13 protein-coding genes are annotated in these 14,424 nt (G+C 45.2%); all 13 read left to right on the top strand.

The features are described from left to right. Window positions 1–55: 55 nt before the first annotated feature. Window positions 56–1,072: a type IV pilus assembly protein PilM gene (gene pilM, locus LDO37_RS16955; protein ID WP_126606772.1), complete on the top strand. Its 1,017-nt coding sequence runs from the start codon at window positions 56–58 to the stop codon at window positions 1,070–1,072. Continuing rightward, on the top strand, window positions 1,065–1,625 hold the full coding sequence (locus tag LDO37_RS16950) for a PilN domain-containing protein (RefSeq protein WP_126606771.1): 561 nt from the start codon (window positions 1,065–1,067) through the stop codon (window positions 1,623–1,625). Before pilM ends, LDO37_RS16950 begins: the two co-directional genes overlap by 8 nt. After that, window positions 1,622–2,209 (top strand): type IV pilus inner membrane component PilO, encoded by a 588-nt coding sequence (gene pilO / locus LDO37_RS16945; protein ID WP_101114080.1) that lies wholly within the window; start codon window positions 1,622–1,624, stop codon window positions 2,207–2,209. Before LDO37_RS16950 ends, pilO begins: the two co-directional genes overlap by 4 nt. Then, a complete protein-coding gene (locus tag LDO37_RS16940) occupies window positions 2,202–2,714 on the top strand; it encodes a pilus assembly protein PilP (RefSeq protein ID WP_101114082.1) in 513 nt (170 codons plus the stop codon). The genes pilO and LDO37_RS16940 overlap by 8 nt, the downstream gene beginning before the upstream one ends. A 45-nt stretch (window positions 2,715–2,759) precedes the next feature. After that, entirely contained in the window at window positions 2,760–4,478 is a 1,719-nt protein-coding gene (locus LDO37_RS16935; protein ID WP_399481255.1) for a type IV pilus secretin PilQ, read from the top strand. Window positions 4,479–4,666: 188 nt separating this feature from the next. After that, window positions 4,667–5,185: a shikimate kinase AroK gene (aroK, locus tag LDO37_RS16930; protein WP_101114086.1), complete on the top strand. Its 519-nt coding sequence runs from the start codon at window positions 4,667–4,669 to the stop codon at window positions 5,183–5,185. 22 nt (window positions 5,186–5,207) lie between these two features. Continuing rightward, window positions 5,208–6,296, top strand: coding sequence for a 3-dehydroquinate synthase (aroB, locus tag LDO37_RS16925; protein ID WP_104400116.1), 1,089 nt, complete (start codon window positions 5,208–5,210; stop codon window positions 6,294–6,296). Window positions 6,297–6,326: 30 nt separating this feature from the next. Then, window positions 6,327–7,841 (top strand): AAA family ATPase, encoded by a 1,515-nt coding sequence (locus LDO37_RS16920; RefSeq protein WP_126606770.1) that lies wholly within the window; start codon window positions 6,327–6,329, stop codon window positions 7,839–7,841. Window positions 7,842–7,910: 69 nt separating this feature from the next. Next, complete coding sequence (locus tag LDO37_RS16915) at window positions 7,911–8,744, top strand: Dam family site-specific DNA-(adenine-N6)-methyltransferase (protein ID WP_126606769.1); 834 nt, start codon at window positions 7,911–7,913, stop codon at window positions 8,742–8,744. A 75-nt stretch (window positions 8,745–8,819) separates the two neighbouring features. Continuing rightward, the gene (gene rpe / locus LDO37_RS16910) at window positions 8,820–9,494 is read left to right on the top strand and encodes a ribulose-phosphate 3-epimerase (protein WP_126606768.1); all 675 of its coding nucleotides are present in this window, start codon (window positions 8,820–8,822) and stop codon (window positions 9,492–9,494) included. A gap of 69 nt (window positions 9,495–9,563) precedes the next feature. Beyond that, complete coding sequence (locus tag LDO37_RS16905; RefSeq protein ID WP_126606767.1) at window positions 9,564–10,256, top strand: phosphoglycolate phosphatase; 693 nt, start codon at window positions 9,564–9,566, stop codon at window positions 10,254–10,256. Window positions 10,257–10,383: 127 nt separating this feature from the next. Beyond that, the gene (gene trpS, locus LDO37_RS16900) at window positions 10,384–11,400 is read left to right on the top strand and encodes a tryptophan--tRNA ligase (protein WP_101114100.1); all 1,017 of its coding nucleotides are present in this window, start codon (window positions 10,384–10,386) and stop codon (window positions 11,398–11,400) included. A 401-nt stretch (window positions 11,401–11,801) separates the two neighbouring features. After that, entirely contained in the window at window positions 11,802–14,405 is a 2,604-nt protein-coding gene (locus tag LDO37_RS16895) for an ExeM/NucH family extracellular endonuclease (protein ID WP_126606766.1), read from the top strand. Window positions 14,406–14,424: the final 19 nt, after the last annotated feature.

Genomic DNA, 14,424 nt, shown 5'->3' with positions numbered 1-14,424 from the left:
ACAACTCGTTTTTCCAACTTGCCGAGTGTAACACTCTTTTAGGAGCCAAATCGCCATGGGTAGATCTTTAGTAATTGGCATCGATTTCGGTCATCACAGTATTAAAGCTGTCGCAATGAAGCCTATCGGCGAGCTAATGCAATTGGTTGGTTATAATGAGCTTAATGTACCCGAAGATATTTTCTCTGAAAACCATACCCTCGATTATCAGAAGATTGTAAAGAAACTCAAAGAACTTAAAAAGGGCTTACCTCTTTTTAGTCATCAAGTCGCAGTTTCCGTACCCGATAAGGCTGTTATCAGCAAAGTACTTCAAATTGAACAAGATATGGATGGGAGAGAGCAGGAGTTCGCTGTCCATCAAGCGTTTGGTCAACAATCACCGATCCCACTCGAAGAATTAAGCCTCGATTTTATTGAAGTGGACCAAAAAGTCACGACTCGCAGTTCGACTTCCACTTTTCAAGTTTATGCGACACGCAAAGAGGTGGTCGACTCTCGTGTTACCGCATTAACGAAAGCCGGTTTTAAGCCTCTGACGATTGATGTCCATGCCAATAGCTTGTTGAAAGTATGGCGTTTGGCTAGCCAAGTTCATCCTGATAGAAGGCAGTGGATGCTGGTGGATATCGGTTTAAATCAAACATCTTTGTGTACTGTCGCAGCAGGCAGAACCCCTTTCTATAAAGAAATCCCATTTGGTACTCAAAACGTTGCGCAGTCACAAGCAATGTCTGATGCCATGACTCTGAGTAGCGACTCCGTCACCCAGAGTTTTGTCAAAGATCTGGGTGAAAAGCTACAAAGACACATCAGCTTATACAACTCCGTAAACCCCCAACAAAACATTGATGGCATTTGGTTGAGCGGCGGCGGGGCTAATTTGGTGGGTATTGCTGACATGCTTAGTAAAGAACTTCGGCTCGAAACCTCGCCACTAAATCCGTTTGGGTTAGTTGAAAATGGCACTAAGCAGTCGGTTAAGCAATTGTCGGATTCTGCCGCTTATGGCGTGGCAATGGGGTTGGCGATTAGCGGTGTTGAGTGGTTAAAAGGAAATCACCATGCATAGCATCAACTTATTGCCTTGGCGCGACGAGCAGCGTGCTAAATACCGTCGTCAGTTTTTTTCTTATCTCGCTGCTGCGATTTTGGTTGCCGTTGGTGTGCAGTGGGGCGCTGGTGTGTATTTTTCCCAGCAGAAAAGTATGCAAGAAGAGCGCAATGCCGAACTGACTCGACACATCTCTTATCTTGACCAGCAACTACGTGGGCTAAGCCAAGTTCGCGATCAGCATGAATCTATCCTAACTCGGTTGCGTTCGGTCGAAGCGCTGCAAATAAAACGCAATAAAACAACCGATTTTATGTCTCTGTTGCCTGATGCTATTCCACCTGGCGTCTTCGTCGACAAAATTGAGATGAACGACTTTGAAGTAGAAATTAACGGCATCAGCGACAGTACAGCCAATATCACGACCATGCTCGATCTATTGGAGCGTTCAGCCAAACTCGCTGACGTGGAAATGCACTCAATTGTGTCGGGGAAGAAGTTGTTTGGCAAAGTGTTTAAGACATTCAAAGTGTCGTTTGTATTTGCACCTCAAAAGGATGAGAAATCATGATTGACTGGCAAGACCTTGATTTTGAAGACTTGCCAGAATGGCCACTTCCAGCACAACTTTTGGTATTTGGGCTTCTTTTTCTTTTAATACAGGCGCTGGGCAGCTGGTTTTATCTCGCGCCAATGAATGAAGAACTGGAGCAGCTACGCCAAAAAGAACAAACCCTGAAAAGCACGCTGATCATCAAAACCAATAAAGTAGCTGCATTACCTAAATTGGAAGAACAATTAGATGAACTCAACAGCCGCTATGACTACTTGTTAAAGCAGTTACCGGAACAGAAAGAGTTGGCAAGTATGCTTGCGTCGGTCAATGAGTTGGGCATTCAACATGGGCTAACGTTTACCCGTATTGACTGGGGTGAAAAGCAAAATCAGGAATTCTTATATCGATTGCCTCTAAACATTGAACTGACAGGGACTTACCAAAATATTGGCGAATTTTCTGCGGCAATCGCTAACTTACCTCGAATCATAAATTTTGATGATGTTGATTGGCAGAGAGTGAGCCAAGAAAGCAGCACACTGCACTTTAGGGTAAGGGCCTACACATATCAGTTTAAACCGGAGGTGAGTGATGAATAAGCCGCTGATGGCACTGGTCGCAATTGCAGCTTTAAGCGGTTGTCGTGCCAACCACGAACCGCTTCAGGACTTTATTTTAAAGACACAAGCCAACGCGTCTACGCAAGTATCCAAGCTTCAAGCAGAGCAGTCGTTTAAGGCCAGTGAATATGTGCCAGTAACGGCACGTGTTCCTTTTGCTTTACCCAAAATTGCGGTTGTTGAAACCCAACCATCTTTGGTTAAAGACTGTTGGCAACCAGCCTCCCGAAGGAAGAATGGGAAATTAGAAAGGTTTGCTCTCACTCAACTCAAGTTAAAAGGGGTCATGGGAAGCGGCAAAAAGGTGTCGGGCATTATTCAAGTCCCTGATGGTCATGTCGTCAAGGTAAAGCAGGGACATTACCTTGGTTTAAACAATGGCAAGGTAATCAACATTACTCCAAAGCACCTGACGATTCAGGAAACACTACCTGATGGGCTTGGGTGTTGGCAGCAGCGTAACGTGAAGCTCGCATTGAAATAAATTTTAGGATTTAAGATTAAAAGGGAAAAAGTCAATATGACGCAGATGTATCGTCGTGCTTTGCTTATCTTTATAGGGTTATTTGTTGCGACTGGAGCATCTGCTCAATCCAATGAATTTGTAGGAATTGATTTTAGACTCAATAAAGACAAGCATGCACTGTTGGTGATTGAATTGGCGTCTAACGCAGCGGCTGTGGATATTCAGCCAATGCCCGATGGCTTGAACATCTCCTTGCATGAAACCAGCGTAGAAGATGAAAAGCTATTTGTTGTAGATGTAGCCGACTTTTCTACTAATGTCGAAAGTGTCGAGGTGTTTAGAGAAGGTTCAAATACCCGCCTATTTGCCACGACAAACGCCGCCTACAATTATGATTATCGATTACGTGATCGCTTTCTTGAGGTCACGGTTTCCGCCAAACCAAAAGATGAGCCTGAACAAGCCAGTATTCTTGAAAAAGACGGCAAGCTTATTTCGATCAACTTTCAAGACATCCCAGTTCGAAGCGTATTGCAGCTCATAGCGGACTACAACGAGTTCAACCTTGTTGTCTCAGATTCAGTATCCGGCAATCTCACATTAAAGGTCGATGATGTCCCTTGGCAGCAAGTCCTCGACATCATTTTGAAAGTGAAGGGGTTGGACAAGCGCGTTGAAGGTAACGTGATTTTGGTCGCCCCTAAAGAAGAGTTTGATAGCCGAGAGCAACAAGATCTCGAACAGGAGCGTTTGGCACAAGAACTGGGCTCGTTGGAATCAAAAATTATTGAAGTAAAGTTCGCCAAGGCGTCTGATATTGCCGATATGATTGGCGGGCACGGTGAAGTATCGATGCTTTCTGAGCGCGGAAGTATTTCGATAGATGAACGTACAAATGCTTTGTTAGTACGTGATTTGCCTGAAAACATCGCCGTTGTTGAAGACATTGTCGAGTCGTTAGATATTCCTGTTAAACAAGTTCAAATTGAAGCGCGTATTGTCACCATAACAGAAGGGGAAATTGAGGAGCTAGGGGTTCGTTGGGGCTTCAGCTCGACCAGTGGAACCAATACTGTTGGCGGGAGCATAGAAAACAATCTTGCAACCGTTGGGCTTTACCAAGCAGGCGGTGGCTCTGGTGGCGATTCCGGTGGAGAAGGTGAGGGCGGAGGCGGCAGTTCAACCATTGATGATTTCCTTGCGGTGAATTTAGGCGCAACAAATAAAAATGCGGCAAGTATTGCGTTTCAAGTGGCAAAACTTGGGACAGATACCTTGTTGGATCTGGAGCTCTCTGCGCTCCAAACAGAAAACAAAGCGGAAATCATTTCCAGCCCAAGACTGATTACGACCAATAAAAAACCGGCTTATATTGAGCAGGGTACCGAAATTCCATATCTTGAAGCTTCTTCTAGTGGTGCGACGACAGTGTCATTCCGAAAAGCGGTATTGAGCTTGAAAGTAACGCCTCAGATTACGCCAGACAACAAATTAGTGCTGGATCTGAGTGTAACGCAGGATAGACCCGGTAAAGTCGTAAAAACAGGGAACGGCGAAGCCCTTGCTATTGAAACTCAGAGAATTGGTACTCAAGTTTTAGTAGATAACGGTGAAACAGTTGTTCTGGGAGGAATCTATCAGCAAAGTGTGACAAATACCGTCGATAAGGTGCCACTTTTGGGTGATTTACCCCTATTAGGCGCACTTTTCCGTCGAAGTTACGAAAATTTAGGGAAAAGCGAATTGCTGATTTTCATTACGCCGAAAGTGGTTCTACAGTAGTGTTTGGTCAGATTCTCAATCATCGACAAAAAATAAGGTTGCATTCAAGGCATCATAATTGAGATAATTTTGGGTCTGATCACGAATTTATCTGTGAGGAAAAGGTGCCTTGAAGGCTTTCATATAGTGCCAATCTGGCTTACTTCAAGGCGATGTCATTGAATTAACGTTGTAAATTACTGCTTAACATGGCTGAAAAACGTAACATTTTTCTTGTTGGCCCAATGGGCGCCGGCAAAAGTACAATTGGTAGACACCTAGCTCAGCAACTTCATATGGAGTTTGTTGATTCTGACACGGTTATCGAAGAGCGCACAGGCGCTGATATAGCTTGGGTGTTTGATGTGGAAGGTGAAGATGGCTTCCGCCAACGCGAAGAAGCGGTCATCAATGATCTAACGGAGCAACAAGGTATTGTTCTGGCGACAGGTGGCGGCTCAGTCAAAAGTAAAGAAAACCGCAACCGTCTATCGGCTCGCGGTGTGGTTGTGTATCTAGAAACCACAATCGAAAAACAGCTAGCACGCACGAATCGCGATAAAAAGCGTCCTCTGCTGCAAACTGATAATCCTCGAAATGTACTTGAGTCTCTGGCTGGAGAGCGTAACGGCTTATATGAAGAAGTTGCCGATTACGTAGTACGTACCGATGATCAAAGTGCAAAAGTAGTAGCCAACCAAATCGTAAAAATGCTAGAAGAACGTTAAGTTCAATTTCGGAGAGCAAACCATGGAACGGATTACGGTCGATCTTGGTGAGCGTAGCTACCCAATATCTATTGGTGCCGAGTTATTCAAAGACTCGGCGTACTTTTCTAACATATCTTCAAAGAAAGTTGTTGTTATCAGTAACGTAACAGTGGCTCCTCTTTATGCGGATACCATCGTTAGTAAGCTTGAGTCTCTTGGCCATGAAGCCAAGTTGCTTGAGCTACCTGACGGAGAGCAATACAAAAATCTAGACACGTTCAATACCATCATGACGTTTTTGCTTGAGGGCAATTACGGACGTGATGTGACGGTCGTTGCTCTAGGTGGTGGTGTAATTGGTGATTTGGTCGGATTCGCGGCAGCGAGCTATCAGCGCGGTGTCGACTTCATCCAAATTCCGACTACATTGCTGTCTCAAGTAGATTCTTCTGTCGGCGGAAAGACAGGAGTAAACCACTCGCTTGGTAAAAACATGATTGGGGCGTTTTATCAGCCCCAATCTGTAGTGATTGATACTGATTGCTTGAAATCTTTGCCTGAGCGCGAGTTTGCAGCAGGCATCGCTGAAGTTATTAAATACGGCATCATATACGATGGCGAGTTTTTCGCGTGGCTTGAAGATAACTTGGAGCGATTGTACGCGCTGGATGAAGAAGCGCTGACGTACGCCATTGCCCGTTGTTGTCAGATAAAAGCTGATGTTGTTGCTCAGGACGAGAAAGAGTCCGGCATTCGCGCACTGCTGAACCTTGGACATACATTCGGACACGCTATTGAAGCGGAAATGGGGTATGGAAACTGGCTTCACGGAGAGGCGGTTTCATCCGGTACTGTAATGGCTGCAAAAACGGCGTTATTGCAGGGAATGATTGATCAGCAACAGTTTGAACGAATCCTATCTATACTTAAGAAATCCCGTTTGCCAGTGCATACGCCTAACAGTATGAGTTTCGAAGACTTTATCAAACACATGATGCGTGATAAAAAAGTACTTTCGGGCAAGCTCCGTTTGGTGCTGCCTACGGGTATCGGAACGTCTAAGGTTGTATCAGATGTTCCAAATCATGTTATTGAGCAGGCGATCGACGCATGTCGAGTAAGTGAGTAATACGCCTGCCGATTACCAAAGGTGGCGTCAATGAGTCTTGCTCATGAAATGCGAGTACTGGAAATAGAAACACAGACGGAGCTGCTTGACAGAGTGCAGCTCCTGACTCGTTTTGGCTCCAACTTAATCAATATCACGGGTAATTCAGGCTCAGGAAAAACCTGGCTTGCTCAGCGCTATCTTGAGGCTTGGGCATCTGAAAAGAACCAATCCCTCCTTCTCTGTTTTCCCACACAATCTGATGAGCAGCAACGTGCAATGATGCTCAATCAGATAGTGTCCGATCCCCTATTTAATGAACACGATACAATCATCGACAGCTTTTCTCGCTTAGTCGGTGATGAAGCATGCGATGTCGTGTTTGTCGTGGACGATGCTGAACTATTAAGTGAAGACTTGCTCGCCGAATTGTGGATGCTGGTCATCGAAGCTCAGAATCATCCTAAATGGTCAGTGAATGTAGTGCTTTTTTCGAAAGGGGATAGCCTAGAGCACATTTTGACTCGCATTAGCTATGGTCAAGAAACCAAACCTATCGATTTCGAAATAGAACCACTCAGTTCAGAAGAAGCCATCGCATTTACTGAAGCATTAGTGATTCGCTATACCGTTGGCGAAGACGCAAAGAAGAAAGTTCGTAAATCTATCGCAAAAACACAGCGACTACCGGGGCAGCTAATGGAATTAGGAAATAAAAAAGTGGAAAGAAGAGTCATCATCCGCTCGGTGATTGAATCACCTATTCGAATTGCTATCGTCGTATTGCTGCTGCTTTTGCTGATAGGTGGTGGATACTGGTGGTACTTAAGTCAGCCGAATTTACTTGATGGTATTAATGCTGAAAACGAAAATGAGCCCTCCCAAAGCTTGTTATTAGAAGGCGACAGCGTTTCGAGCGGTTCAGGTGACGAGCTTGTGTCTGGGATCAATCTAGATGATGTTACCGCCGATAACGGTTCAAATGCTGGTAGCGACAGCAACGATGATTTTGCTGCTTTGCCTCCGCAAGTAACCGACCAAACTGCAGAAGTTGGGCAAAGCGATGCCGGAAAACGCGTTGTGGTTCCATCTGACGTTGTGGATGCGTTGTTACAAGATGAAAGACCACTGCAAACCGTTACTGTTATCAATGATGCAATTGAAGACGCGAAAACTGATGCGATTGCCAATGAAGAACTCAGCCAACAAACGCCAGTCGAAACTGAGGCTGTAAATGAAGAGTCAGCCCCTAAAGCACTTACTTTTTCTTATGCGAGAGATGAATTGTCTGCGGTGTCTTCTAGGAACTACACCCTTCAACTTGCAGCACTGACCTCCAAAGAGGAAGTGCAAGATTTTATCGACTTACACCAAATTCAAGAAAGTGTTCGCATTTATCCAACGGTTCGAAATGGCATTGAGTGGTTTATCGTCACCTACAAAGATTTTCCAACCATTCAACAAGCACGTGATGCCGTTTCTGAATTGTCTGTTGACGTTCAAGCTTTAGGACCTTGGGCAAAATCCATGGTTCAAGTTCAGAGAGAGATTGAACGTGGGAAATAACGCTGAGGTTTGCTGCAAAATATGTTACATTCCGCAGCCTTATTTTGAGTAGTTGGAATTGAACGGTCGATGAAGAAACAACGTGCCTTTCTAAAGTGGGCTGGTGGTAAGTATGGCTTGGTGGAAGACATCCAGCGCCATCTTCCTCCCGCTCGAAAACTGATAGAGCCTTTCGTTGGTGCGGGCTCCGTTTTTCTCAATTCCGATTACGATCATTACCTGTTGGCAGACATCAATCCTGATCTCATCAACTTGTATAATCTTCTCAAAGAAGAGCCTGAAAAGTACATCGAAGAAGCCAAGCGTATGTTTACGCCAGAGCACAACCGAAAAGAAGTCTACCTTGATACTCGCGCGCAATTTAACCAAACAGACGATGTTCTGTTTCGCTCGGTTGCTTTCCTATACATGAACCGTTTCGGGTTCAATGGACTGTGTCGCTACAACAAAAAAGGTGGATTTAACGTTCCTTTTGGGTCTTACAAAAAGCCTTACTTTCCAGAAGATGAGTTAATTTTCTTCTCTGAAAAGGCGAAGAAAGCCACGTTTGTCTGTGAAGGGTATGCTGAGACCTTTAGTCGAGCTCGCAAGGGCAGCGTGGTGTATTGCGATCCTCCTTATGCCCCTTTGTCTACCACTGCCAATTTCACCTCTTACGCAGGAAATGGTTTTTCTTTGGACGACCAAGGAGAACTGGGTGAGATTGCCGAAAAAACAGCAAAACAACGAGGCATTCCCGTTCTTATTTCCAACCACGATACTGCATTGACTCGCCGTCTGTACAAAGGGGCAAAATTGAATGTGGTGAAAGTGAAACGCACGATCAGTCGTAATGGTGCGGGTAGAAATAAGGTCGACGAATTACTTGCATTGTTTGAACCAGTCACTCCTGAAAAAGAATAAATTCTGGGATCTCTTCTCACTGTTGGGTAGAATTACGAGCAATAGTTACTCGAATTTCCAATATTGAGGTCAGGTATGACAGACTTTCTCATCGCCCCATCTATCCTTTCTGCTGATTTTGCGCGCTTAGGCGAAGACGTAGAAAAAGTGCTTGCCGCTGGTGCGGATGTGGTGCATTTCGACGTAATGGATAACCATTATGTGCCTAACCTCACCTTTGGTGCGCCAATTTGCAAAGCGCTTCGCGACTACGGTATTACCGCGCCAATCGACGTACATTTGATGTGTGAACCTGTCGACAGACTCATTCCAGATTTCGCGAAAGCGGGCGCATCGATGATTACTTTCCATGTCGAAGCAACCAATCATGTTGATCGCTCTCTACAGTTGATCAAAGAGCACGGCTGTAAAGCGGGTGTGGTGTTTAACCCTGCCACACCGCTGCATCATCTGGATTACATCATGGATAAAATTGACATGATTTTGTTGATGTCTGTAAACCCAGGCTTTGGTGGTCAATCTTTCATTCCTAATACACTGGATAAGCTTCGCGAAGTGCGTAAACGCATTGATGCTTCTGGTCGCGATATTCGCCTTGAAGTCGATGGTGGCGTGAAAGTGGAAAATATCCGAGAAATCGCAGAAGCTGGTGCGGATATGTTTGTTGCCGGAAGCGCCATTTTTGATAAGCCAGATTACAAAGCTGTGATTGATGAAATGCGCGGTGAGCTTTCCAAAGTGAACCGTTAAGCGGTCAGATAAAGTAGATTGAATGCAGTGCTTAGGCGCTGCATCACTTTTTTAGGAATAGAGAAAAATATGTCATTAAATGGAATCAAACTCATTGCTTTTGATTTAGATGGAACCTTGCTAGATAGCGTCCCAGATTTGGCTGTTGCTGCCGATCAAGCAGTTCAAGAGCTAGGGTTTGCCTCAGTGAATGAAGAACAAGTGAGGGATTGGGTTGGCAACGGGGCGGATGTTTTGATTTCTCGAGCGCTTTCCCAAAGTATTCAAATCGATTCAAATTTGTCGCCGGAAATCATTCAGGAAGCACGCATTAAGTTTGATGATTACTACGAGAAGGGTGGGCATAAGCTCAGCCACTTGTACGCAAACGTGCGTGATACTCTGGTGAAGTTGAAAGCCGCGGGATATACGTTGACACTTGTAACAAACAAGCCATCTAAATTTGTCCCAGAAGTGCTAGAACAGCATCAATTGTCTGAGTTGTTTTCCGACGTGCTAGGTGGCGATGCCTTCCCTGAGAAAAAACCGGATCCGGTTGCACTCAATTGGTTACTGCAAAAACACGGTGTTAAAGCCGACGAAATGTTGATGGTTGGTGACTCAAAGAACGACATCCTAGCCGCTCAAAATGCAGGTTGCCATTCCTTTGCGCTGACTTACGGTTACAACCATGGCGAACCTATCTCAGACGCGAAACCAGATTTCGTTGCAGACAATATTGCTGAAATTTTGAATATTGTGCCAGTCGCCGAGTATTCGTAACGAAATACCCAGTTTGCACTAGTAAAATACTTGCTAATGAGTACACTGCTTAGACGCACGCCTTTTCGCATAAGGGCGTGCGTTTCTTAATTTAGACCTATTTGAAATGAGCAAGGAAACCATCCCCATGAGCAAACCCATCGTATTGAGTGGTGTTCAACCGTCAGGTGAACTAAGTATCGGTAACTATTTGGGTGCTCTACGTCAATGGCAACAAATGCAAGACGACTACGATTGTCAGTACTGCGTAGTAGACCTTCATGCGATTACGGTTCGTCAAGACCCGAAAGCACTCCATGAAGCGACACTTGACGCGTTAGCAATCTGTCTGGCTGTTGGTGTTGATCCGAAGAAGAGCACGCTATTCGTTCAGTCACATGTACCCGAGCATGCTCAATTAGGTTGGCTTCTTAATTGTTATACGCAAATGGGCGAGCTGAGCCGCATGACTCAGTTCAAAGACAAATCTCAGCGTTACGCCAACGACGTGAATGCTGGTTTGTTTGGGTACCCTGTATTGATGGCGGCAGATATCCTTTTGTATGGTGCTCACCAAGTACCAGTGGGTAACGATCAAAAGCAGCATCTTGAACTCGCACGTGATATCGCCACGCGCTTTAATAATATATACAGCCCTGAACAGCCAATATTCCAAGTGCCTGAACCGTACATTCCTACCGTGAATGCACGTGTAATGAGCCTTCAAGATGCGACGAAGAAAATGTCTAAGTCGGACGATAACCGTAAGAACGTTATTACTCTTCTGGAAGAGCCTAAATCCATCTTGAAGAAGATCAACAAGGCGCAAACAGATGCGGAAACACCACCGCGTATTGCCCATGATTGGGATACGAAAGCTGGTATTTCTAACTTGATGGGGCTGTATTCTGCGGCAACGGGTATGAGCTTTGCCGACATTGAAGCTAAGTACCAAGGCGTTGAAATGTACGGACCATTTAAAAAAGACGTGGGTGAAGCCTTAGTCGCAATGCTTGAGCCAATTCAGTCTGAATACAAACGCATTCGAGAAGACCGTGCTTACATGGACAGTGTAATGAAGCAAGGTGCAGAAAAAGCCTCCGCTCGCGCTGCCATTACACTGAAGAAAGTATATGACGCAGTAGGCTTTGTTTCGCGCGCCTAGATTTATCTAGCACGCATCGCTTTTTCTAGCGTCATTGGGTGACGTAAGTTACACCCAATAAGTTTGTAAGAATGACTCAAAACCCTTGGTGTCCGCCAAGGGTTTTTTTGTATCTGTCACCCTTTCATTCCTCTACTTTTAACGCTCAATATAACCTTCATCAATTATTCCATTTCTTGTCATACTCTCTAGTTACTGTTTCTGTTGAAACTTGGGCTTTGATTCAAATATTAACTCTGACAGTGCGATTCACCTCTCGATTGAGTGTGTGAATGCTTTTGTCAGTTACATAAAAAGTGAACACTTCGCACGTTACCTGATCCGGTGACATTCAAAATTTGTGATATAGAACTGCTACGGATGAAAGCGGTCGACACATCCTTAGTGACAAGAGGTGGACAATGGAAACCAAATTAACACGGACAATACTCGCGCTTGCTGTCAGCGGGGCTTTTGCTGCGCCTGCGGCTGCGGATATTGTGCTCTCCCAGTATGTTGAAGGTGGTAGCTTTAATAAGGCTATCGAAATTGCGAACACCAGTGATGCCGCGGTAAGCCTCGATGGCTTTCAGCTTGCGAAATCGACAAATGGCGGTGGTACATGGGGAAGCAGGCTTTCCCTAAGTGGAAAAGTGATTGCTGCAAAAGATGTGCTTGTGATTTCTCACGCTAGTGCAAGCGCTGCTATTCAAGCCGTAACTGATGAAAACAGCTCGGTCGCGAATTTCAATGGCGATGATCCGATTGCCTTACTTAATTCAGATGACTCAATTCATGACATTATTGGTGTGATGGGGGATGTGGACTTTGCAAAAGACAAAACGCTGGTCCGCAACTCCGATAGCATGACACCGTCATCAACCTATCAAGCCAATCAATGGACAGTACTTGGAAAAGACAACATTGATGGGTTGGGTGAATTAGACGGTGGCACCCCACCCGTTGCGTTCAACTGTACGGTTGATGGACAAGCGCCAAACTTTACGTCTATTCAAGACATTCAAGGTGAAGGCGAAACTTCTCCTTTCATTAGTGGTTACCCATACATTACAGAGGACGAATACTTCGTTCGAGGTGTTGTGAGTGCAGTAACGACGGGACTAACGAAAGGATTCTATCTACAGGCGGAATCAGACGACAATAATCCGAACACATCAGAAGGTTTGTTCGTTCATACGGGCGAGAGCAGTATTGCACTTCAACCTGGTGATGTTGTTTGTGCCAGAGGTAAGGTTCAAGAATTTTACAATCACACTCAGCTAAAAGTTGAAGGTGGGAAGTACGTTAAACAAGACGAATCTTCCGTACCGAGTGCCACTGAGATCCAGATTGCAGATAGTGACGCCAATTTTGATGAAACTCTTGAGCGCTATGAAGGCATGTTGGTGAAAACCTCACAAGATCTCGATATGCGTGTGACGCGTACATTCGGATTTGATTTTGCTGCTCGTCGAAACAACATGGTTTTGGCACAGGGTCGCCCAAATACACAGCCAAACCAAAATAACGCAGCGGGTTCTGATGGCGCTAAAGCACAATCGGAAGAGAATGCGCAACGCCGCTTGTATGTTGAATCCGATGCCAAAGCCCCTAATGGCGTGATTCCATACTACCCAGACTTTGGTCGCACTGATGCGGACCAAGACGGCTCAACCGAAGATTACATTCGTATTGACGATACTGTTATCGGTCTTGAAGGTGTGATTGCCTACAGTTTTGGTGACTACCGCCTAATCGCAACCAATTCGTTAACCAACGACAACTTTGTTCACAACGACCCGCGCACAGAGAAACCCACTCTTGAACGCGGTGGTGATTTGCGTATCGCAACGTTCAACGTTTTGAACTATTTCAATTCACCATTTGGTGGCGACTCGAATCAGCATGGTAATAACCGTGGTGCGAGCAACCAAGGTGAATTTGATATTCAAGAAGCGAAAATCGTGGATGCTATCTTGCGATTGGATGCCGATATTATCGGATTGATGGAAATCGAAAATAACGGTTTTGGTCAAGGTGCAGCGATTCGTCAGCTTGTTGAAAAGCTGAATGAAAACATCGACAAAAAACGCAAGCGTTACAAGTTTGTATCTGTTGATTCGAATGCTGATGGCATGACTGACGAAATGGACTCAGTCGGTACAGATGCCATTACAACCGGTGTGATTTACCGCAGTTCGAAAGTGAAACTGAAGAAAACACGTGTTATTCCAATGCCTCGTCAGGTGGCACCAGAAGTATTGGATGACAATGGAAAAGTGATTGAAGACGGTAAGAATTACCAACGTGATAGCTTAGCGCCAACGTTCAAAGTAAAAGGCACCAAGCACAAGATCACCGTTGCGGTTAACCACTTCAAATCGAAAGGGTCGAAATGTTGGGAAGATGCCGCTCCTGTAGACCAGGGTGGTCAAGGTGGTGCGGATCCAGACAAACAGGGCTCTTGTGAAGCGTTCCGAGTTGCGGCAGCAGTTGCACTTGGTGATGCGCTAGACGAGATCAAAGGTCACAAAGTGATTCTTGGCGATCTCAATGCTTACGGCAAAGAAGATCCATTGCTGGTGTTAACGGATTACTCTCAAGAGAAATACGGCAAAGAGATCAAAGGCGCGCGCAACACCTTCATTGGTGACAGTGAGCAGTTTGGTGACAACGGTGCGGTGATTAACCATAACTATGGCTACATCAACGCGGTTGAAATGAAGCATCCAAACAGCTGGAGCTACTCGTTTAATGACGAAGTGGGCGCGCTGGATCATCTACTGATCAGTAAGAGCTTGAAGAAGAAAGTGGTCGACGCAACAGATTGGCACATCAATGGTGGTGAATCGAAATTGTTTGACTACAACGATGAGTTCAAAGGTGATTTTCCTAAGTACCAAGATCACTTCCGTTCTTCGGATCATGACCCTGCGGTTCTTGATCTGAATATGAGTGGCGCATCGGCTGGGTTCGCAAGCTTACTTGCTTTATTCGGTTTGGGTATGTGGCGTCGTCGTCGATAGAACCTAAAACACAATAAGC

Source organism: Vibrio penaeicida (genome assembly GCF_019977755.1).
Taxonomy (GTDB): Bacteria; Pseudomonadota; Gammaproteobacteria; order Enterobacterales; family Vibrionaceae; genus Vibrio; species Vibrio penaeicida.
The sequence above is the reverse complement of the archived record's forward strand: the minus strand, read 5'-3'. Positions and strand labels throughout refer to the sequence as shown.

Excerpts from the sequence above, each read along its gene's own strand:
- pilM (WP_126606772.1), top strand. The coding sequence starts at position 56 with ATGGGTAGATCTTTAGTAATTGGCATCGATTTCGGTCATCACAGTATT.
- LDO37_RS16950 (WP_126606771.1), top strand. The coding sequence starts at position 1,065 with ATGCATAGCATCAACTTATTGCCTTGGCGCGACGAGCAGCGTGCTAAA.
- pilO (WP_101114080.1), top strand. The coding sequence starts at position 1,622 with ATGATTGACTGGCAAGACCTTGATTTTGAAGACTTGCCAGAATGGCCA.
- LDO37_RS16940 (WP_101114082.1), top strand. The coding sequence starts at position 2,202 with ATGAATAAGCCGCTGATGGCACTGGTCGCAATTGCAGCTTTAAGCGGT.
- LDO37_RS16935 (WP_399481255.1), top strand. The coding sequence starts at position 2,760 with ATGTATCGTCGTGCTTTGCTTATCTTTATAGGGTTATTTGTTGCGACT.
- aroK (WP_101114086.1), top strand. The coding sequence starts at position 4,667 with ATGGCTGAAAAACGTAACATTTTTCTTGTTGGCCCAATGGGCGCCGGC.
- aroB (WP_104400116.1), top strand. The coding sequence starts at position 5,208 with ATGGAACGGATTACGGTCGATCTTGGTGAGCGTAGCTACCCAATATCT.
- LDO37_RS16920 (WP_126606770.1), top strand. The coding sequence starts at position 6,327 with ATGAGTCTTGCTCATGAAATGCGAGTACTGGAAATAGAAACACAGACG.
- LDO37_RS16915 (WP_126606769.1), top strand. The coding sequence starts at position 7,911 with ATGAAGAAACAACGTGCCTTTCTAAAGTGGGCTGGTGGTAAGTATGGC.
- rpe (WP_126606768.1), top strand. The coding sequence starts at position 8,820 with ATGACAGACTTTCTCATCGCCCCATCTATCCTTTCTGCTGATTTTGCG.
- LDO37_RS16905 (WP_126606767.1), top strand. The coding sequence starts at position 9,564 with ATGTCATTAAATGGAATCAAACTCATTGCTTTTGATTTAGATGGAACC.
- trpS (WP_101114100.1), top strand. The coding sequence starts at position 10,384 with ATGAGCAAACCCATCGTATTGAGTGGTGTTCAACCGTCAGGTGAACTA.
- LDO37_RS16895 (WP_126606766.1), top strand. The coding sequence starts at position 11,802 with ATGGAAACCAAATTAACACGGACAATACTCGCGCTTGCTGTCAGCGGG.